This window comes from Agrobacterium sp. ST15.13.015 (assembly GCF_027871645.1).
Classification (GTDB): domain Bacteria; phylum Pseudomonadota; class Alphaproteobacteria; order Rhizobiales; family Rhizobiaceae; genus Agrobacterium; species Agrobacterium leguminum.
In genome coordinates this window covers 96,066-114,731 of the sequence record NZ_JAQAHF010000005.1, presented here as the reverse complement: position 1 = coordinate 114,731, position 18,666 = coordinate 96,066, and the positions used below count along the sequence as shown (strand labels likewise).

19 protein-coding genes are annotated in these 18,666 nt (G+C 59.4%); 18 read left to right on the top strand and 1 reads right to left on the bottom strand.

Annotated features, from left to right (window positions below):
• Positions 1–50: 50 nt before the first annotated feature.
• Genes PIB16_RS09735 through PIB16_RS09725 form a run of 3 tightly spaced genes read left to right on the top strand, consistent with a single transcriptional unit; the run spans position 51 to position 1,446 of the window.
• Positions 51–344 (top strand): YciI-like protein, encoded by a 294-nt coding sequence (locus tag PIB16_RS09735; protein ID WP_174036553.1) that lies wholly within the window; start codon positions 51–53, stop codon positions 342–344.
• Positions 345–350: 6 nt separating this feature from the next.
• Positions 351–794 (top strand): EVE domain-containing protein, encoded by a 444-nt coding sequence (locus tag PIB16_RS09730; protein ID WP_003523502.1) that lies wholly within the window; start codon positions 351–353, stop codon positions 792–794.
• Between the two features lie 7 nt (positions 795–801).
• Entirely contained in the window at positions 802–1,446 is a 645-nt protein-coding gene (locus PIB16_RS09725; protein WP_271045534.1) for a class I SAM-dependent methyltransferase, read from the top strand.
• 54 nt (positions 1,447–1,500) lie between these two features.
• On the opposite strand, the gene PIB16_RS09720 is transcribed toward PIB16_RS09725, so the two are convergent.
• Positions 1,501–1,881, bottom strand: a complete 381-nt coding sequence (locus tag PIB16_RS09720; protein WP_271045533.1) for a hypothetical protein — start codon at positions 1,879–1,881, stop codon at positions 1,501–1,503.
• Between the two features lie 306 nt (positions 1,882–2,187).
• Here PIB16_RS09720 and sdhC point away from each other — a divergent pair, with 306 nt between their 5' ends.
• From sdhC to PIB16_RS09645, 15 genes are all read left to right on the top strand, one after another.
• Positions 2,188–2,580: a succinate dehydrogenase, cytochrome b556 subunit gene (gene sdhC, locus PIB16_RS09715; RefSeq protein WP_003523506.1), complete on the top strand. Its 393-nt coding sequence runs from the start codon at positions 2,188–2,190 to the stop codon at positions 2,578–2,580.
• A gap of 11 nt (positions 2,581–2,591) precedes the next feature.
• On the top strand, positions 2,592–2,972 hold the full coding sequence (gene sdhD / locus PIB16_RS09710) for a succinate dehydrogenase, hydrophobic membrane anchor protein (protein ID WP_174036550.1): 381 nt from the start codon (positions 2,592–2,594) through the stop codon (positions 2,970–2,972).
• A gap of 7 nt (positions 2,973–2,979) precedes the next feature.
• Positions 2,980–4,821, top strand: coding sequence for a succinate dehydrogenase flavoprotein subunit (gene sdhA, locus PIB16_RS09705; protein ID WP_065656952.1), 1,842 nt, complete (start codon positions 2,980–2,982; stop codon positions 4,819–4,821).
• Between the two features lie 15 nt (positions 4,822–4,836).
• Positions 4,837–5,616 carry a succinate dehydrogenase iron-sulfur subunit gene (locus tag PIB16_RS09700; protein ID WP_003523509.1) on the top strand — a complete coding sequence of 260 codons (780 nt, stop codon included), beginning with the start codon at positions 4,837–4,839 and terminating at the stop codon, positions 5,614–5,616.
• Between the two features lie 205 nt (positions 5,617–5,821).
• On the top strand, positions 5,822–6,364 hold the full coding sequence (locus PIB16_RS09695) for a protease inhibitor Inh/omp19 family protein (protein ID WP_080815662.1): 543 nt from the start codon (positions 5,822–5,824) through the stop codon (positions 6,362–6,364).
• A 92-nt stretch (positions 6,365–6,456) separates the two neighbouring features.
• Complete coding sequence (gene zapE / locus PIB16_RS09690) at positions 6,457–7,620, top strand: cell division protein ZapE (protein WP_271045532.1); 1,164 nt, start codon at positions 6,457–6,459, stop codon at positions 7,618–7,620.
• 178 nt (positions 7,621–7,798) lie between these two features.
• Positions 7,799–8,761 (top strand): malate dehydrogenase, encoded by a 963-nt coding sequence (mdh, locus tag PIB16_RS09685; RefSeq protein WP_003523512.1) that lies wholly within the window; start codon positions 7,799–7,801, stop codon positions 8,759–8,761.
• Positions 8,762–8,792: 31 nt separating this feature from the next.
• A complete protein-coding gene (gene sucC, locus PIB16_RS09680) occupies positions 8,793–9,986 on the top strand; it encodes an ADP-forming succinate--CoA ligase subunit beta (RefSeq protein ID WP_125145313.1) in 1,194 nt (397 codons plus the stop codon).
• A gap of 17 nt (positions 9,987–10,003) precedes the next feature.
• Positions 10,004–10,906 (top strand): succinate--CoA ligase subunit alpha, encoded by a 903-nt coding sequence (gene sucD, locus PIB16_RS09675; protein ID WP_003492390.1) that lies wholly within the window; start codon positions 10,004–10,006, stop codon positions 10,904–10,906.
• Positions 10,907–11,084: 178 nt separating this feature from the next.
• Complete coding sequence (locus PIB16_RS09670; RefSeq protein WP_065656956.1) at positions 11,085–14,081, top strand: 2-oxoglutarate dehydrogenase E1 component; 2,997 nt, start codon at positions 11,085–11,087, stop codon at positions 14,079–14,081.
• Between the two features lie 53 nt (positions 14,082–14,134).
• Complete coding sequence (gene odhB / locus PIB16_RS09665) at positions 14,135–15,367, top strand: 2-oxoglutarate dehydrogenase complex dihydrolipoyllysine-residue succinyltransferase (RefSeq protein WP_035263525.1); 1,233 nt, start codon at positions 14,135–14,137, stop codon at positions 15,365–15,367.
• A gap of 70 nt (positions 15,368–15,437) precedes the next feature.
• On the top strand, positions 15,438–15,851 hold the full coding sequence (locus PIB16_RS09660) for an MAPEG family protein (RefSeq protein WP_125145312.1): 414 nt from the start codon (positions 15,438–15,440) through the stop codon (positions 15,849–15,851).
• Between the two features lie 12 nt (positions 15,852–15,863).
• On the top strand, positions 15,864–16,505 hold the full coding sequence (locus PIB16_RS09655; RefSeq protein ID WP_271045531.1) for a LysE family translocator: 642 nt from the start codon (positions 15,864–15,866) through the stop codon (positions 16,503–16,505).
• A 66-nt stretch (positions 16,506–16,571) separates the two neighbouring features.
• Complete coding sequence (lpdA, locus tag PIB16_RS09650; protein WP_271045530.1) at positions 16,572–17,978, top strand: dihydrolipoyl dehydrogenase; 1,407 nt, start codon at positions 16,572–16,574, stop codon at positions 17,976–17,978.
• Positions 17,979–18,105: 127 nt separating this feature from the next.
• Positions 18,106–18,606, top strand: a complete 501-nt coding sequence (locus PIB16_RS09645; RefSeq protein ID WP_065656961.1) for a cytochrome b — start codon at positions 18,106–18,108, stop codon at positions 18,604–18,606.
• Positions 18,607–18,666 lie beyond the last annotated feature (60 nt).

The following is an 18,666-nucleotide window of genomic DNA, read 5'->3' as shown; positions in this document are numbered from 1 at the left end:
CTCCAAACCGCTGACGCGTTTGGAAGACATGTTTTAACGAGGAGACGAAAATGCTGTTTGCCTTTATCTGCAAGGACAAGCCCGGCCATCTGCATGTACGCATGGAAACACGCCCGGCGCATCTGGAGCACCTGAACAAGCTGAATGCCGAGGGCACGCTGAAGATCGCCGGTCCGTTTCTGGATGCCGAAGGCAAGCCGAATGGCAGCCTCGTGATCGTTGACGCCGCCGATATCGATGCCGCGAAGGCTCTCGCCGATGCCGATCCCTACGCCAAGGCCGGCCTGTTCGAAAGCGTTGACGTGAAGCCCTATAATTGGGTCTTCAACAATCCGGGAGCATGACCGGACATGGCGAATTACTGGCTTTACAAGTCCGAGCCGTTCAAATGGTCCTGGGAAATGCAGAAGGCCAAGGGCGAGGCGGGCGAAGAATGGACCGGCGTGCGCAATTATCAGGCGCGCAACAACATGCGCGCCATGAAGATCGGCGACAAGGGTTTCTTCTACCACTCCAATGAGGGGCTGGATGTCGTCGGCATCGTCGAAGTCTGCGCATTGTCGCATCCGGACTCGACCGCCGAAGGCGATCTGAAATGGGATTGCGTGGATATCCGCGCCGTCTGCGACATGCCGCAGCCCGTTTCGCTGAAGGATGTGAAAGCCAATCCGAAGCTGGCGAAGATGTCGCTTGTCACTTCCATGCGGCTTTCCGTGCAGCCGGTGACGGAAGAGGAATATCTCGAGGTCTGCCGCATGGGGGGTCTGGCCAACCCACCGAAGTCACCGGACTGATGCTTCGGTGAGGACCGATCCCGAACGCTTCATTCTCGGCAATACCGCCATCATGCATCCGCCGCATGTGCCGGAGTTGCGTCTTCATCTCGCCACCGAAGCCCATGAGCTGTGGCTGAAGACGGAGGAGGAGCTGGAAGCGATCGGCCTTCCGCCGCCCTTCTGGGCCTTCGCCTGGGCCGGCGGGCAGGGGCTTGCCCGCTACGTTCTCGATCATCCCGACAGCGTGTCCGGCAGGCGCGTGCTGGATTTCGCCAGCGGCTCCGGTCTGGTCGCCATCGCTGCGGCAAAGGCGGGCGCCGGTGCGGTTCTGGCGGCCGATATCGATCCCTGGACAGAGGCGGCCATTCGGCTGAATGCGGCTCTCAATGGCGTGGACGTTGCTTTCACCGGGCTCGACCTGGTTGGGAAAGCGGTCGAAGCGGATGTTCTGCTGGCCGGCGACGTATTTTACGACCGCGCCTTTGCCGAACTTCTCGTACCGTGGTTTCTGGAACTGACGGAAAAAGGCGTGACCATCCTCGTCGGCGATCCCGGACGCGCTTATTTGCCCAAAGAGCGGCTCCGTACGGAGGCGACCTATCAGGTGCCGGTGACGCGGGCGCTTGAAGACAGCGAAGTGAAGAAGACCACGGTGTGGCGTTTCATCTGATCAGCCCATCACACATTTGCAGTAAACCAGCTTCTTGCTTTTACCGGAAATACTCTATGGCCGGATAATGCAGACGCCATGTTCATAGGCGCAGGCGTCGCCAGCGGTTTCAGCACGGACATTGATGATTTTCGCCTTTGGCGCAAGCTGCGTGCCCGTTGCAACCGCTGCGCCTTTCCGTGAAAGCCCGCCGCCGATTGCGAAATAATTGCCATTGCCTCGAACGCGTAGCGCCGATATCGCACCGACGTAAGTACCGCCGGAGAGGGTGGATGGCAGACCGTCCGTGGAGAAGCTTACCTGCGATTGACGATGCTGATAGTTGTGCTGATAATCACGGCGGCCATAAGAATTCTCTGCCGCCGCCGGAGGCACCGCAGTGAAAATGACGCCTGCGACCATCATGGTCAAAGCAGCGATTCGGCGCTGTAACATGAGCCTCATTCTCCGGATTTTCTTGGTTAACCAAAGGTAAATTACACGATTCATGAATTACGTAAAGGTAAATATTTTAGGGGCGTAAATCTTGGAAACGCTCGATTTTTTATTTTGACGCAAAAAAATTCCAAAAAAAATTCGTGAACCAATCGATTAAATTGGAATCGGCCATGAAATGTGCTTGTCGTGATGCTCCCATGTGATTAAACGTCGCGGTTGGTGCAATGCACATTCTTTCGTCATGTGCTGTTGCTTGGGGGCGTCCTGTCTGATGGGCGCACGGGAAAACGCCGCGAGGTTCTGATGGCGAATGCGACTAATAACCGGCCTCTGTCGCCGCATCTTCAAGTTTACAAGCTGATTCCGACGATGGTTGCATCCATCGTGCACCGCATTACGGGCGGCGCGCTTTATTTCGGAACGCTTCTGGTTGCCTGGTGGCTGATCGCTATCGCCTCGGGTCCGGCCTATTACGACTGGGTCAACTGGGCGATGGGTACGATCATCGGCAGGCTCATCCTGATCGGATACACCTGGGCTCTGGTTCATCACATGCTCGGCGGCCTTCGCCATTTCATGTGGGATCTGGGCTACGGCTTCGAAAAGCACTTTACCACCAAGCTTGCAAAGGCCTCGTGGGTGGTGTCGATCTGTCTGACCGCGCTGATCTGGGTCATTGCCCTGATCGTGCGCTGAGGAGATTTTTCATGGATATGCGTACACCTCTCGGAAAGGTTCGCGGCCTCGGCTCGGCCAAGGAAGGCACCGACCATTTCTGGCGTCAGCGCGTGACTGCGGTCGCCAACGTTCCGTTGCTCACCTTCTTTGTCGTCTTCCTCATCAGATATGCCGGCGCGCCCTATCCGGAAGTCGTTTCGGCGCTTTCGAACCCGCTCGTTGCGGTCATCATGGCCCTGGTTTTGGTTTCCGGCCTCATCCACATGAAGCTCGGCATGCAGGTCATCATTGAAGACTACATTCACGCCGAGGTTTCGAAGCTCGTTCTTCTGATGCTCAATATGTTTTTCGCGGTTCTCATTGGCGGCCTTTGCATCTTCGCCATTCTGAAAATCGCATTCGCAGGATAATCCCGCCATGGCATCGATCAGTTCACCATCCCAGAATGGCAAGGCCTACACCTATGTCGATCACTCCTATGACGTGATCGTGGTGGGCGCCGGCGGCGCGGGTCTGCGCGCAACGCTCGGCATGGCGGAACAGGGTTTCCGCACGGCCTGCATCACCAAGGTTTTCCCGACGCGCTCCCACACGGTCGCGGCGCAGGGCGGCATTGCCGCGTCGCTCACCAACATGACGCCCGACTGTTGGCAGTGGCACCTTTACGACACCGTAAAGGGCTCCGACTGGCTCGGCGACGTCGACGCGATGCAATATCTCGCCATGGAAGCGCCGAAGGCGGTCTATGAGCTGGAACATTACGGCGTGCCTTTCTCGCGCAACGAAGAAGGCAAGATCTACCAGCGCCCGTTCGGCGGTCACATGCAGAATTACGGCGAAGGCCCGCCGGTGCAGCGCACTTGCGCCGCTGCCGACCGTACCGGCCACGCCATTCTGCACACGCTTTATGGCCAGTCGCTGCGCAACAATGCCGAATTCTTCATCGAATATTTCGCGCTCGACCTCATCATGTCTCCGGACGGCCGCTGCACCGGCGTCGTCGCCTGGAACCTCGATGACGGCACGATCCATCGCTTCTCCGCCAAGATGGTGGTTCTGGCGACCGGCGGTTACGGCCGTGCCTATTTCTCGGCGACCTCGGCCCATACCTGCACCGGTGACGGCGGCGGCATGATCGCACGCGCCGGCCTGCCGCTTCAGGACATGGAATTCGTACAGTTCCACCCGACCGGCATTTATGGCGCAGGCTGCCTGATTACCGAGGGTGCACGCGGCGAAGGCGGTTATCTCGTCAACTCCGAAGGCGAACGCTTCATGGAGCGTTATGCGCCTTCCGCGAAGGACCTTGCCTCGCGTGACGTTGTCTCGCGCTGCATGACGATGGAAATCCGTGAAGGCCGCGGCGTCGGCAAGAACAAGGACCACATCTTCCTTCACCTCGATCACCTCGATCCGGCAATCCTGCATGAGCGTCTTCCGGGCATTTCCGAAAGCGCGAAGATTTTCGCCGGCGTCGATGTGACCCGCGAGCCGATCCCGGTCCTGCCGACGGTTCACTACAATATGGGCGGTATTCCGACCAACTATTGGGGTGAAGTGCTGAATGCCGATGCCAACAACCCGGAACGCATCGCGCCCGGCCTGATGGCTGTTGGCGAAGCCGGTTGCGCCTCGGTTCATGGTGCGAACCGCCTCGGTTCCAACTCGCTGATCGACCTGGTGGTCTTCGGCCGTGCAGCGGCGATCCGTGCCGCTCAGGTCATCAATCGTGATGAGGCTGTTCCCGCTCTCGATACGGCTGCCTGCGACAAGATCATGGAGCGTTTCGACAGCCTGCGTTACGCCAACGGCTCGACGCCGACGGCGGTGCTGCGCGACAAGATGCAGCGCGCCATGCAGGACGATGCGGCCGTGTTCCGCACGCAGGAATCGCTGGAAAGCGGCTGCCAGCGTCTTTCCGCCATCTGGAAGGAACTGCCTGACGTCAAGGTCACCGACCGTTCGATGGTCTGGAACTCCGATCTGGTCGAGACGCTCGAGCTGCACAACCTCATGGCCAATGCGATCACCACGGTCTATGGCGCGGAAGCGCGCAAGGAAAGCCGCGGATCGCACGCCCGCGAGGATTTCGTCGACGGTCCGTTCGCCGGTCGCGACGACGTGAACTGGCGCAAGCACACGCTTGCCTGGGTCAGCCCGGAAGGCGACGTCAAGCTCGACTACCGCCCTGTTCACACCGACCTCATCGCCGACGGCATTGATCCGAAAAAGATCGAGCCGAAGGCGCGCGTCTACTGATTTGAGGAACTGGATATGGTTGAACTCGCTCTCCCCAAGAATTCCCAGATCAGCGAAGGCAAGGTCTGGCCGAAGCCGGACGGCGCCAAGAATGTGCGCGAATACCGCATCTATCGCTGGAACCCGGATGACGGCCAGAACCCGCGCATCGACACGTATTATATCGATGTCGACGATTGCGGGCCGATGGTTCTCGACGCGCTTCTTTACATCAAGAACAATATCGACCCGACGCTGACGCTGCGCCGCTCCTGCCGCGAAGGCATCTGCGGTTCCTGCGCCATGAACATCGACGGCACCAATACGCTTGCCTGCACCAAGGGCATGGAAGAGATCAACGGCACGGTGAAGGTTTATCCGCTGCCGCACATGCCCGTCGTGAAGGACCTGGTTCCCGATCTGTCGAACTTTTACGCCCAGCATCGCTCCATCGAGCCCTGGCTGAAGACGGTTTCGCCGACGCCGGCCAAGGAATGGAAGCAGAGCCATGAGGACCGCCTGAAGCTGGATGGTCTTTATGAGTGCATTCTCTGCGCCTGCTGCTCCACCTCCTGTCCCAGCTACTGGTGGAATGGCGACCGTTATCTCGGTCCCGCCGTTCTGCTGCAGGCCTATCGCTGGCTGATCGACAGCCGCGATGAGGCAACCGGCGAGCGTCTGGACAATCTCGAGGACCCGTTCCGTCTCTATCGCTGCCACACCATCATGAACTGCGCGCAGGCCTGCCCGAAGGGCTTGAACCCGGCCAAGGCGATCGCGGAAATCAAGAAGATGATGGTCGAGCGTCGCGTTTAAAGGCGATTCGCTGACGACAGAAAATCTAGCGGGCCGCGGTCTCGACCGTGGCCCTTTTTACAACCCGGCGTGGGAAAATTCGGTAAAAATCGACCGAAATGGTAATTATCCCGGCCATCGCTTGCGCAAGATAAGGCTTTGGTAATAATTCAGCCTTCTTGTTTGATCATGATCTTTCCGGAAGCGAGAGAATCGGGAGCTTGATATGCAATTCAGATATGTGGTGACGGGCCTTGCGGTTGTGATGACTCTCGCCGGTTGCCAACGTACCTCCTACGATTACAACAACAACGGCAGCAACAATCCCGGTTACACGCCGCCTTTGCAGGCGCAGCCGGTGCCCTCCGTCCAGTCCGGCGCCCTGCCGCCGCCCGGTGGCGCCACGGGCGGCCAGTTCCCGTCGGCACCTGCCTCGGCCGCCCCTGGCGGAACCAATGTCGCTTCTGCCGCTCCGCCGGCGGCCGCACTTGACGTTACCAAGGAATCCATGGTCGGCAACTGGCGCGTTTCCAATGGCGGCGCCAATTGCGACATGTTCCTGACGCTCACCAACCTCGGCAGCGGCTCGCGTGGCGGCACGCGTGGTTGCGCGGGCGAGCTGACGGCTATGGGTTCCTGGGAAGTGTCCGGCAAGATGGTTCTCTTCAAGAACCGTTCGGGTGACACGATTGGCCGCGTCTACAAAAGTGCCGATGCGCGCTTTGATGGCACCACCAATAGCGGCCAGCCGCTCAGCCTCAGCCGATGAGTCTTTCCGGTGCAGCCGGAACGCTCTTTTCGCTCTAAGCCTGTCCATTCGTCGCGGGTGCCTTTGTGCGCCCGCGTCCGAGGCGTTTATCCATGAAGCCCTTGCCCGATTACAATCATAGTGTCGTTGAACAGCTCAACGCATTGACGGCAGCTGGCACCTTGCAGGCCGATGCCGCCCAGCTTGGCGTGGCGGCGCATCTGGACCGTATCCTTGCCGATCTGAAGGCGCGCAAGCCCGCCAAGAAGAAGAGTGCGCTCGGCTGGATGTTTGCGCGCAAGTCCGGACCTGCGGCGGCCGTCAAGGGACTATATGTCTATGGCAGCGTCGGCCGCGGCAAGACGATGCTGATGGACATGTTCTACGAGATGGCGCCGGTTTCCTCCAAACGGCGCTGCCATTTTCACGAATTCATGGCGGATGTGCATAATCGTGTGCATGCGCATCGGCAGAAGCTGAAGAATGGCGAAACCAAACAGGCCGATCCGATTCCGCCCGTCGCCGCCCAGCTCCTGGCGGAAGCGGAGCTTTTATGCTTCGACGAATTTACGGTCACTGATATTGCCGATGCGATGATCCTTGCGCGGCTGTTCAGCGAGCTGTTCGCCAATGGCTGCACATTGGTGACGACGTCCAACGTCGTGCCGGACAATCTCTACAAGGATGGTCTCAATCGCGGCCTGTTCCTGCCTTTCGTCGATCTCTTGAAGAAGCATGTTGAGGTGGTGACGCTGGACAGCCCCACCGACTACCGGATGGAGAAGCTGGAAAGCCTTCCAGTCTATGTCACGCCGCTCGACGGTTCGGCGGATCAGGCGATGGATATGGCCTGGCGGCACATGATTGCCGGTCACCTCGTTGCACCGACCGAGATACCGATGAAGGGCCGTTCCATTCTGGTGCCCCGCGCCAGCGGCCGGGTGGCTCGCTTTTCCTTCTCCGATCTTTGCGAAAAGCCGCTTGGGGCTTCCGACTTCCTTGCCATCGCCAATCGTTTCGACACGGTCTTCATCGATCACATTCCGTTCTTGAACGCGGACAAGCGCAACGAGACCAAGCGTTTCATCATCCTCATCGATGCGCTTTACGACCACAGCGTCCGGCTTTTTGCCTCCGCTGCCGCCATGCCGGAAGACCTGCTCGGCAAGCGCAAGGGAACAGAAGGTTTCGAGTTCGATCGCACCGCCTCACGTCTGTTTGAAATGCGCAGCGCGGATTATTTGGCGCTGCATCATGAAAAACGCCAGAAAGCTTGACACTTTCGTGACGTATTTTCTTACGTTTACGTAAGAAAATAATGATCTAAACGATTGAAAATATTCACCGGAAAAGAATCTGTTGCCAATTTTAGCCAATGGGGCTAATCGGAGTGCGACAATTTGGCTGCCGGTTTGGCGCGGTGAAATTGAATTGAAGCTCAAGAGGAAGCATTCGATGGCTCGCAAAAAAATTGCACTTATTGGTTCTGGCATGATCGGCGGCACGCTGGCGCATCTCGCCAGCCTGAAGGAACTGGGCGATATCGTCCTCTTCGATATTGCCGACGGCATCCCGCAGGGCAAGGGTCTGGATATTGCCCAGTCCGGCCCGGTTGAAGGCTTCAATGCAAAGCTCACCGGCGCTTCCGATTACGCCGCCATCGAAGGTGCTGACGTCTGCATCGTCACCGCCGGCGTTGCCCGCAAGCCGGGCATGAGCCGTGACGATCTTCTCGGCATCAACCTCAAGGTCATGGAGCAGGTCGGCGCCGGCATCAAGAAATATGCCCCGAACGCTTTCGTCATCTGCATCACCAACCCGCTCGACGCCATGGTCTGGGCACTGCAGAAGTTCTCCGGCCTGCCGAAGAACAAGGTCGTCGGCATGGCCGGCGTTCTCGACAGCGCCCGTTTCCGCCTGTTCCTCGCCGAAGAGTTCAACGTTTCGGTTGAAGATGTCACCGCTTTCGTTCTCGGCGGTCATGGCGACACCATGGTTCCGCTCGCCCGCTACTCCACCGTTGCCGGCGTTCCGCTGACCGATCTCGTCAAGATGGGCTGGCTGACCGCCGAGCGCCTCGAGCAGATCATCCAGCGCACCCGTGACGGCGGCGCGGAAATCGTCGGCCTCTTGAAGACCGGTTCGGCCTATTATGCGCCGGCTGCTTCGGCAATCGAAATGGCTGAATCCTACCTCAAGGACAAGAAGCGCGTTCTGCCCGCCGCTGCCCACCTCTCGGGCCAGTATGGTGTCGACGACATGTATGTCGGCGTACCGACCATCATCGGTGCAGGCGGTATCGAGCGCATCATCGAGATCGAACTCAACAAGGAAGAAGAAGCCGCCTTCCAGAAATCCGTCGGCGCTGTCGCGGGTCTTTGCGAAGCCTGCGTCAACATCGCTCCGTCGCTGAAGTAATAGCCTAGCGGCTCCAAACAGGGATTATTCCATGAATATTCACGAATATCAGGCCAAGGCTCTTCTGAAGGGCTACGGCGCGCCGGTTGCTGAAGGCGTCGCCATTCTCAAGGTCGAAGAAGCCGAAGCTGCTGCCAAGCAGCTTCCCGGCCCGCTCTACGTCGTCAAGAGCCAGATCCATGCTGGCGGCCGCGGCAAGGGCAAGTTCAAGGAACTCGGCCCCGACGCCAAGGGCGGCGTTCGTCTGGCGAAGTCCATCGACGAAGTCGTTTCCCACGCCAAGGACATGCTCGGTAACACGCTGGTCACGGCGCAGACGGGCGATGCCGGCAAGCAGGTTAACCGCCTCTACATCGAAGACGGCGCGGACATTGCCCGCGAACTCTATTGCTCGCTGCTGGTGGACCGTTCGGTCGGTCAGGTTGCTTTCGTGGTTTCCACTGAAGGCGGCATGGATATCGAAGCTGTCGCTCACGACACGCCCGAAAAGATCCATACCATCGCCATCAACCCGGAAAAGGGTGTGAGCGACGCTGACGTTGCTGCGATCTCCAAGGCGCTTGAGCTTGACGGCGTTGCAGCCGAAGACGCCAAGTCGCTCTTCCCGATCCTCTACAAGGCCTTCAGCGAGAAAGACATGGCTCTCCTCGAGATCAACCCGCTGATCGTCATGGAAAATGGCCATCTGCGCGTTCTCGACGCCAAGGTTTCCTTCGACGGCAACGCCATGTTCCGCCATGACGACGTCAAGGCGCTGCGCGACGAGACCGAAGAAGACGCCAAGGAAATCGAAGCCTCCAAGTGGGACCTCGCTTATGTGGCCCTCGACGGCAACATCGGTTGCATGGTCAACGGCGCTGGCCTTGCCATGGCGACCATGGACATCATCAAGCTTTACGGCAAAGAGCCGGCTAACTTCTGCGACGTCGGCGGCGGCGCCGGCAAGGAGAAGGTTGCGGCAGCTTTCAAGATCATCACTGCCGACCCGAAGGTCGAGGGCATCCTCGTCAACATCTTCGGCGGCATCATGAAGTGCGACGTCATCGCCGAGGGCGTAATCGCCGCGGTGAAGGAAGTCGGTTTGCAGGTTCCGCTCGTCGTTCGCCTTGAAGGCACCAACGTCGAACTTGGCAAGAAGCTTCTCAACGAATCTGGCCTTGCGATTACGGCTGCTGACGATCTGGACGACGCAGCCAAGAAGATCGTCGCGGCGATCAACGGCTAATTGAGGGACCGGAAATAATGTCTATTCTTGTTAATAAAGACACGAAGATCCTCGTTCAGGGTCTGACCGGCAAGACCGGCACCTTCCACACCGAACAGGCGCTTGCCTATTACGGTACGCAGATGGTTGGTGGTATTCACCCGAAGAAGGGTGGCGAAACCTGGACCGGCTCCAAGGGTGAGAGCCTGCCGATCTTCGCAACGGTTGCCGAAGCCAAGGAAAAGACCGGTGCAGACGCATCCGTGATCTACGTTCCGCCGGCAGGTGCAGCAGATGCCATCATCGAAGCCATCGATGCGGAAATTCCGTTCATCACCTGCATCACCGAAGGTATCCCGGTCATGGACATGGTTCGCGTCAAGGCTCGCCTCGACCGCTCCAAGTCGCGCCTGCTCGGCCCGAACTGCCCGGGTATCCTGACGCCGGAAGAATGCAAGATCGGCATCATGCCGGGCTCCATCTTCCGCAAGGGTTCGGTCGGTATCGTTTCGCGTTCGGGCACGCTCACCTATGAAGCCGTGTTCCAGACCTCCAACGAAGGCCTCGGCCAGACCACTGCTGTCGGCATCGGCGGCGACCCGGTCAAGGGCACCGAGTTCATCGACGTGCTTGAAATGTTCCTCGCTGACGACGCCACGCAGTCGATCATCATGATCGGCGAAATCGGCGGCTCGGCTGAAGAAGATGCGGCACAGTTCCTGATCGACGAAGCCAAGAAGGGCCGCAAGAAGCCGATGGCCGGCTTCATCGCAGGCCGTACGGCTCCGAAGGGCCGCACCATGGGCCACGCCGGCGCTGTCGTTTCCGGCGGCAAGGGCGATGCGGAATCCAAGATTGCTGCCATGGAAGCAGCGGGCATCAAGGTATCGCCTTCCCCGGCGCGCCTCGGCAAGACGCTGGTTGAAGTCCTCAAGGGCTGAGACCACATGACATCGGTAGCGGGCGGCGCGGCTTCAATGCCACGCTGCCCGATGCCGCAAGGAACGACAGACAGAACGGCATACCGCCCCGGCGGCAGACAGCAATAATCAAAGCGGCAGGCCGGCGAACGGCCCTAACGGCATCGAGGAGGCGGACGGATAAGTCCGCAAGAACACAATGGCAAGGCAAGAAGCGAACGAGCAGTTTCAGATCACGTCGTTTCTGGACGGCGCGAATGCAGCCTATATCGAGCAGCTCTATGCCCGGTACGAAGAGGACCCCTCTTCCGTGTCGCCGGAGTGGCAGAGCTTCTTCAAGGCGTTGTCCGATAATCCGGAAGACGTGAAGAAGGCGGCCAAGGGCGCCTCCTGGAAGCGCGCCAACTGGCCGATCCCGGCGAATGGCGAACTGGTATCCGCACTCGACGGCAACTGGGCCACGGTCGAAAAGGCCATCGAGAAGAAGGTTCAGGCGAAAGCTGAGGCCAAGAGCGCTGACACCGGCAAGCCGGTCAGCCAGGCGGAAGTTCTGCAGGCGACCCGTGACAGCGTTCGCGCCATCATGATGATCCGCGCCTACCGCATGCGCGGCCACCTGCATGCCAAGCTCGATCCGCTCGGGATCGCGGTCGCGGTTGAGGATTACAACGAGCTGTCGCCGAAGTCCTACGGCTTCGAGGAAAGCGACTACGACCGCAAGATTTTCATCGATAACGTGCTCGGCCTCGAATACGCGACGGTGCGCGAGATGATCGATATTCTGGAGCGCACCTACTGCTCCACCATCGGCGTCGAATTCATGCACATGTCCAGCCCGGAAGAAAAAGGCTGGATTCAGGAACGCATCGAAGGTCCGGACAAGGGCGTTGCCTTCACGGCTGAAGGCAAGAAGGCCATTCTGTCCAAGCTGGTCGAGGCCGAAGGCTACGAGCAGTTCCTCGACGTGCGCTTCAAGGGCACCAAGCGTTTCGGCCTCGATGGCGGTGAATCGCTGATCCCGGCGCTGGAGCAGATCATCAAGCGTGGCGGCCAGGAAGGTCTGGAAGAAGTCGTTCTCGGCATGGCTCACCGCGGTCGTCTGAACGTTCTGACCAACGTGATGGGCAAACCGCACCGCGCCGTGTTCCACGAGTTCAAGGGCGGTTCGTTCAAGCCTGACGATGTCGAGGGTTCGGGCGACGTGAAGTACCACCTCGGTGCCTCCTCCGACCGCGAATTCGACGGCAACAAGGTTCACCTGTCGCTGACGGCCAACCCGTCGCACCTTGAAATCGTCAACCCTGTCGTCATGGGCAAGGCCCGCGCCAAGCAGGACCAGCTGGCCAAGCAGTGGGACGGCGATATCATTCCGCTTTCCGAGCGCGCCAAGGTTCTGCCGCTGCTTCTGCATGGCGATGCCGCTTTTGCCGGTCAGGGCGTGGTTGCTGAAATTCTCGGTCTTTCCGGTCTGCGCGGTCACCGCGTTGCGGGCACCATGCACTTCATCATCAACAACCAGATCGGCTTCACGACGAACCCGGCCTTCTCGCGTTCGTCGCCCTATCCGTCCGACGTTGCCAAGATGATCGAAGCGCCGATCTTCCACGTCAACGGTGACGATCCGGAAGCTGTGACCTATGCGGCGAAGGTTGCGACCGAATACCGTATGAAATTCCACAAGCCCGTCGTCGTGGACATGTTCTGCTACCGTCGCTTCGGCCACAACGAAGGCGATGAGCCGGCGTTCACGCAGCCGAAGATGTACAAGGTCATCCGCGGCCACAAGACCGTGGCGCGCATCTATGCTGACCGTTTGATCGCCGAAGGCCTGATCAACGAAGGCGAATTCGAGAAGATGAAGGCCGATTGGCGCGCTCATCTCGAGCAGGAATTCGAGGCGGGCCAGTCCTACAAGCCGAACAAGGCCGACTGGCTGGATGGCCAGTGGTCGGGTCTGCGCGCTGCCGACAATGCCGATGAGCAGCGTCGCGGCAAGACCGGCGTGCCGATGAAGCAGCTGAAGGAGATCGGCAAGAAGCTGTCGACTATCCCGGAAGGCTTCAGCGCCCACCGCACGATCCAGCGCTTCATGGAAAACCGCTCGCAGATGGTCGAGACGGGTGAAGGCATCGACTGGGCAATGGCGGAAGCGCTTGCGTTCGGTTCGCTCGTCGTTGACGGCCACAAGATCCGCCTTTCTGGTCAGGATTGCGAACGCGGCACCTTCTCGCAGCGTCACTCGGTTCTCTATGATCAGGAAACCGAAGAACGCTACATCCCGCTGGCAAACCTTGCGCCGACGCAGGCTCGTTACGAAGTCATCAACTCGATGCTTTCGGAAGAGGCCGTTCTCGGTTTCGAATACGGTTACTCGCTCGCCCGTCCGAATGCGCTGACGCTCTGGGAAGCCCAGTTCGGGGACTTCGCGAACGGTGCTCAGGTCGTGTTCGACCAGTTCATCTCGTCGGGTGAACGCAAGTGGCTGCGCATGTCCGGTCTCGTCTGCCTTCTGCCGCATGGTTATGAAGGTCAGGGCCCGGAACATTCGTCCGCCCGTCTGGAGCGCTGGCTGCAGATGTGCGCCGAAGACAACATGCAGGTCGCCAACTGCACGACGCCGGCAAACTACTTCCACATCCTGCGCCGTCAGGTGAAGCGCGACTTCCGCAAGCCGCTGATCCTGATGACGCCGAAGTCGCTGCTGCGTCACAAGCGCGCCACCTCTTCGCTGGCCGAGCTTGCAGGCGAGTCCTCCTTCCACCGTCTCCTGTGGGACGATGCCGAGGTCATCAAGGACGGCCCGATCAAGCTGCAGAAGGATTCGAAGATCCGCCGCGTCGTCATGTGCACGGGCAAGGTCTATTACGATCTGCTCGAAGAGCGTGAAAAGCGCGGTATCGACGATATCTACCTGCTGCGTATCGAACAGCTTTACCCGTTCCCGGCCAAGGCGCTCATCAACGAGCTGTCGCGCTTCCGCAATGCGGAAATGGTCTGGTGCCAGGAAGAGCCGAAGAACATGGGTGCGTGGTCGTTCATCGATCCTTACCTGGAATGGGTTCTGGCGCATATCGACGCCAAGTACCAGAAGGTCCGTTACACGGGCCGTCCGGCTGCCGCTTCTCCGGCGACCGGCCTGATGTCCAAGCACCTGGCGCAGCTTGCTGCGTTCCTGGAAGACGCGCTGGGAGAGTGAAAACTCTCCCGCACCGCCCCGCAAAAAAGACACCTGAATAACGGAACTAGATCATGGCCACTGAAATCCGCGTACCAACCCTCGGCGAATCCGTCAGCGAAGCGACCGTCGGCACCTGGTTCAAGAAGGTCGGCGACACCGTCAAGGCCGACGAACCTCTCGTTGAACTGGAAACCGACAAGGTTACCGTCGAAGTCCCGGCGCCTGCGTCCGGCGTTCTCACCGAAATCGTTGCGCAGAACGGCGAAACCGTCGGTCTCGACGCGCTTCTCGGCCAGATCGCCGAAGGTGCTGCCGGCGCTGCGACCTCCGCACCTGCCGCAGAACCGGCAAAGCCTGCTGCGGCTGCCGCACCGGCACCTGCCGCCGTTGCCGCACCGGCGACCGGCTCCATGCCGCCTGCACCTGCCGCCGGCAAGCTGCTTGCTGAAAACAACCTGTCCGCCGATCAGGTCGACGGTTCGGGCAAGCGCGGTCAGGTTCTGAAGGGTGATGTTCTTGCCGCTGTCGCCAAGGGCGTTTCGGCACCGGCTGCCGCTCCCGCTCCGGCTGCTGCACCCCGTCCGGTTTCCGCCGAGCAGGATGCCGTTCGCGAAGAGCGCGTGAAGATGACCCGCCTGCGCCAGACGATCGCCCGTCGCCTGAAGGACGCACAGAACACCGCCGCCATGCTCACCACCTATAACGAGGTGGACATGAGCGCGGTCATGGATCTGCGCAACCGCTACAAGGACGTGTTCGAGAAGAAGCATGGCGTCAAGCTCGGCTTCATGGGCTTCTTCACCAAGGCCGTGACTCACGCGCTCAAGGAACTGCCTGCCGTCAACGCTGAAATCGACGGCACGGACATCATCTACAAGAACTATTGTCACGTCGGCATGGCTGTCGGCACCGACAAGGGCCTCGTCGTTCCGGTCATCCGTGATGCCGACCAGCTCTCCATCGCGGGTGTCGAAAAGGAACTCGGCCGCCTCGCCAAGGCGGCGCGTGACGGTTCGCTCGGCATGGCCGACATGCAGGGCGGCACCTTCACCATCACCAATGGCGGTGTCTACGGTTCGCTGATGTCCTCGCCGATCCTCAATGCACCGCAGTCGGGCATTCTCGGCATGCACAAGATCCAGGAGCGTCCGGTCGCCATCGGCGGTCAGGTCGTCATCCGTCCGATGATGTATCTTGCGCTCTCCTACGATCACCGTATCGTTGACGGCAAGGAAGCCGTGACCTTCCTCGTTCGCGTCAAGGAAAGCCTCGAGGATCCGGAACGTCTGGTTCTCGATCTTTAATCGGTTTTGCTTTTCGTTTCAGCGGGGTTTCAAGTGAAGCCCCGCTGAAAGACCACCCGGGAGAGCAGACGTGCAGCCGACATTTCTTGCCGCTTCGCCTTTTTTACCGCTTATCGGTCTAAGCGTTCTTCTTCTCGTCGTGCATGTCCTGTTACAGGGGATAATGGCGACCAGAGAGTTGGGTCGTGAATGGAATGCCGGTCCTAGGGACGGTGAGCAGAAGCCACAGGGCAAGCTCTCCGGTCGCGCTTCGCGCGCATCGGCGAATTTCCGGGAGACCTATCCGGCTTTTGTGGCACTCGCCTTCGGCGTTATCATGGCGGGTGACCCATCCGGGCTAGCGCTTATTGGTGCCTGGCTCTGGCTGATCTGCCGTGTTGTCTATATCCCGCTTTATCTTACGGGCGTTCCTTATATCCGCTCGTTCGTCTGGCTGGGCTCAATGCTTGGTCTGGCACTCATGTTTATCGTGCTGATGTTTTGAAGGCGGCTCGTGATGCATCAATATCTCATCGAACTTGCATCCCTGATGGCGATCTTCTCCTTTGCGATCGTCTCGCCCGGCGCTGATCTCGCTATGGTGATGCGCCAGGCAATGGTGCATGGTCGCAAGCAGGCCATCATCACCAGCTTCGGGGTTGGGACGTCTCTGATGTTCCACGTCACCTATACGATCCTCGGACTTGGCCTCATCATTTCTCAGTCGATCTATATCTTCAACATCGTCAAATGGCTGGGCGTCGCCTATCTGATCTATATCGGCATCAAGGCGCTGCGCGCCGGCAAGACCGAATTGCCCGGCGCTGAAGCTGAAGGCGTTCAGGCGAAAAGCAGCCAGACCGCGCTTAAGGCCTTTACGCTCGGTTTTGCCGCCAATGCACTCAATCCCAAGCCGGTGTTTTTCTTCCTGTCGATCTTTTCGACGGTGGTTCACGCTCACACGCCGGTCGCCATCAAGTTCGGATACGGTCTCGTCATGGCGAGCTGCCTTATCCTGTGGTTCGTCGGTGTCAGCCTGTTCATGACGACGCCGCGCATGCGCGCCGCATTTCAGCGCGCCAGCCAATGGATCGACCGCACCAGCGGTGTGGTCTTCATCGCTCTCGGTATAAAACTCGCAACGGAAAAAGCGGCCTGAGTTTCAGGTCAAACGGAAGCTGGGCATTGATCCGATATCTTGCCCCTATAAAGCAGGAACCAGAATATGGCATATGATGTAGTTGTAATCGGCACCGGCCCCGGCGGTTATGTTTGCGCGGTCAAGGCGGCACAGCTCGGCCTGAAGGTCGCTGTCATCGAAAAGCGCGCGACCTATGGCGGCACCTGCCTCAATGTCGGCTGCATTCCCTCCAAGGCGCTGCTGCATGCGTCCGAAACCTTCGCGCATGTGGCGCACGGCGTCGATTCGCTCGGTATCGAAGTTCCTGCGCCCAAGCTTAATCTTGAAAAGATGATGGCGCACAAGGACGGCGTGGTGAAGGCGAACGTCGATGGCGTGTCCTTCCTGTTCAAGAAGAACAAGATCGATGCCTTCCAGGGCACCGGCAAGGTGGTTTCCGCCGGCAAGGTTTCCGTCACCAACGACAAGGGTGAGACGCAGGAGATCGAAGCGAAGAACATCGTGATCGCCACGGGTTCGGATGTTGCCGGCATTCCGGGCGTTCAGGTCGATATCGATGAAAGCGTCATCGTCTCCTCCACCGGTGCGATCGCTCTTTCCAAGGTTCCGGAAAAGCTCATCGTTGTCGGCGGCGGCGTCATCGGCCTCGAGCTCGGTTCGGTCTGGTCGCGTCTCGGCGCCAAGGTTACCGTCGTCGAATATCTCGACAATATTCTCGGCGGCATGGATGGTGAAGTTTCCAAGCAGGCCCAGCGTCTGCTGGCCAAACAGGGTCTCGATTTCAAGCTCGGCGCCAAGGTGACGGCTGTTGAAAAGACCGCCGCCGGTGCAAAGGTCGTGTTCGAGCCGGTCAAGGGCGGCGCTGCCGAAACGCTGGAAGCAAACGTCGTGCTGATCTCCACCGGCCGCAAGCCCTATACCGAAGGTCTTGGCCTCGCGGAAGCCGGCGTTGTGCTGGACAGCCGCGGCCGCGTTGAAATCGACGGTCACTACAAGACCAATGTCGACGGCATCTATGCGATAGGCGACGTGGTGAAGGGCCCGATGCTCGCGCACAAGGCGGAAGATGAGGGCGTTGCTCTCGCGGAAATCCTCGCCGGTCAGCGCGGCCACGTGAACTACGACGTCATTCCGGCCGTGGTCTATACGCAGCCGGAAGTGGCTTCCGTCGGCAAGACCGAGGAAGAACTGAAGGCCGCTGGCGTCGCCTACAAGGTTGGCAAGTTCCCCTTCACCGCCAATGGCCGCGCGCGCGCCATGCAGGTGACGGATGGTTTCGTGAAGATCCTCGCCGACAAGGAAACCGACCGGGTTCTCGGCGGCCACATCGTCGGCTTCGGCGCTGGCGAAATGATCCACGAAATCACCGTACTGATGGAATTCGGCGGTTCTTCGGAAGATCTGGGCCGTACCTGCCATGCGCACCCGACCATGTCGGAAGCCGTGAAGGAAGCGGCGCTGGCGACCTTCTTCAAGCCGATCCACATGTGATCGGTGTTGGAGCCCGCTGCTCCAACATTAAATTTCAGTCATCTGCCAAACCCCGGCTTGCCATGCAGGCCGGGGTTTTCCATACTCGCGCCACAGCCTGTCTAACCTTTTGATAAAAGGCAATAAAATGGCGTTTCCAAGTCAAGTTTCCTTCACCGTTCCGCAGCGCATCATCCATTGGGCGATGGCGCTTCTGATCTTCTTCAACCTGTTGTTTCCCGATGGCATGGAACATGCCTACCGGCTGATGCGGCGGGGCGAAACACTGACGCCGGAACAGGTATCTTCGGCCAATATTCACGCCTATGTCGGCTTCACCATTCTGTTGCTTGCGGTGCTGCGCCTCTGTCTACGCTTCTTCCAGGGCGTGCCGCCGCATCCGGCCGAAGAACCGCGACCGTTTCAGATTGCGGCGAAGCTGGCGCATTTCACCTTTTATGCCCTATTCCTCGTCCTGCCCCTGTCCGGTATTGCCGCTTATTACTTCGGTGCTCAGCCGGCCGGGCAGTTGCATTCCGGACCATTCAAGGCGCTGATGTGGGTGTTGATCGCCGGTCACGTCGTCGCCGTTCTGGTTCACCAGTTCTACTGGCGCACCAATGTCCTGAAGCGCATGACGCACGGCTAAGCGGCGGTTTGTCGCGTTTCCGGTTCCTCGGAAAAAGAGGAAGGTGACCCCTGCCGCATG

Coding starts and splice junctions, on each gene's coding strand:
- PIB16_RS09735 (WP_174036553.1), top strand. CDS start 51: ATGCTGTTTGCCTTTATCTGCAAGGACAAGCCCGGCCATCTGCATGTA.
- PIB16_RS09730 (WP_003523502.1), top strand. CDS start 351: ATGGCGAATTACTGGCTTTACAAGTCCGAGCCGTTCAAATGGTCCTGG.
- PIB16_RS09720 (WP_271045533.1), bottom strand. CDS start 1,881: ATGTTACAGCGCCGAATCGCTGCTTTGACCATGATGGTCGCAGGCGTC.
- sdhC (WP_003523506.1), top strand. CDS start 2,188: ATGGCGAATGCGACTAATAACCGGCCTCTGTCGCCGCATCTTCAAGTT.
- sdhD (WP_174036550.1), top strand. CDS start 2,592: ATGGATATGCGTACACCTCTCGGAAAGGTTCGCGGCCTCGGCTCGGCC.
- sdhA (WP_065656952.1), top strand. CDS start 2,980: ATGGCATCGATCAGTTCACCATCCCAGAATGGCAAGGCCTACACCTAT.
- PIB16_RS09700 (WP_003523509.1), top strand. CDS start 4,837: ATGGTTGAACTCGCTCTCCCCAAGAATTCCCAGATCAGCGAAGGCAAG.
- PIB16_RS09695 (WP_080815662.1), top strand. CDS start 5,822: ATGCAATTCAGATATGTGGTGACGGGCCTTGCGGTTGTGATGACTCTC.
- zapE (WP_271045532.1), top strand. CDS start 6,457: ATGAAGCCCTTGCCCGATTACAATCATAGTGTCGTTGAACAGCTCAAC.
- mdh (WP_003523512.1), top strand. CDS start 7,799: ATGGCTCGCAAAAAAATTGCACTTATTGGTTCTGGCATGATCGGCGGC.
- sucC (WP_125145313.1), top strand. CDS start 8,793: ATGAATATTCACGAATATCAGGCCAAGGCTCTTCTGAAGGGCTACGGC.
- sucD (WP_003492390.1), top strand. CDS start 10,004: ATGTCTATTCTTGTTAATAAAGACACGAAGATCCTCGTTCAGGGTCTG.
- PIB16_RS09670 (WP_065656956.1), top strand. CDS start 11,085: ATGGCAAGGCAAGAAGCGAACGAGCAGTTTCAGATCACGTCGTTTCTG.
- odhB (WP_035263525.1), top strand. CDS start 14,135: ATGGCCACTGAAATCCGCGTACCAACCCTCGGCGAATCCGTCAGCGAA.
- PIB16_RS09655 (WP_271045531.1), top strand. CDS start 15,864: ATGCATCAATATCTCATCGAACTTGCATCCCTGATGGCGATCTTCTCC.
- lpdA (WP_271045530.1), top strand. CDS start 16,572: ATGGCATATGATGTAGTTGTAATCGGCACCGGCCCCGGCGGTTATGTT.
- PIB16_RS09645 (WP_065656961.1), top strand. CDS start 18,106: ATGGCGTTTCCAAGTCAAGTTTCCTTCACCGTTCCGCAGCGCATCATC.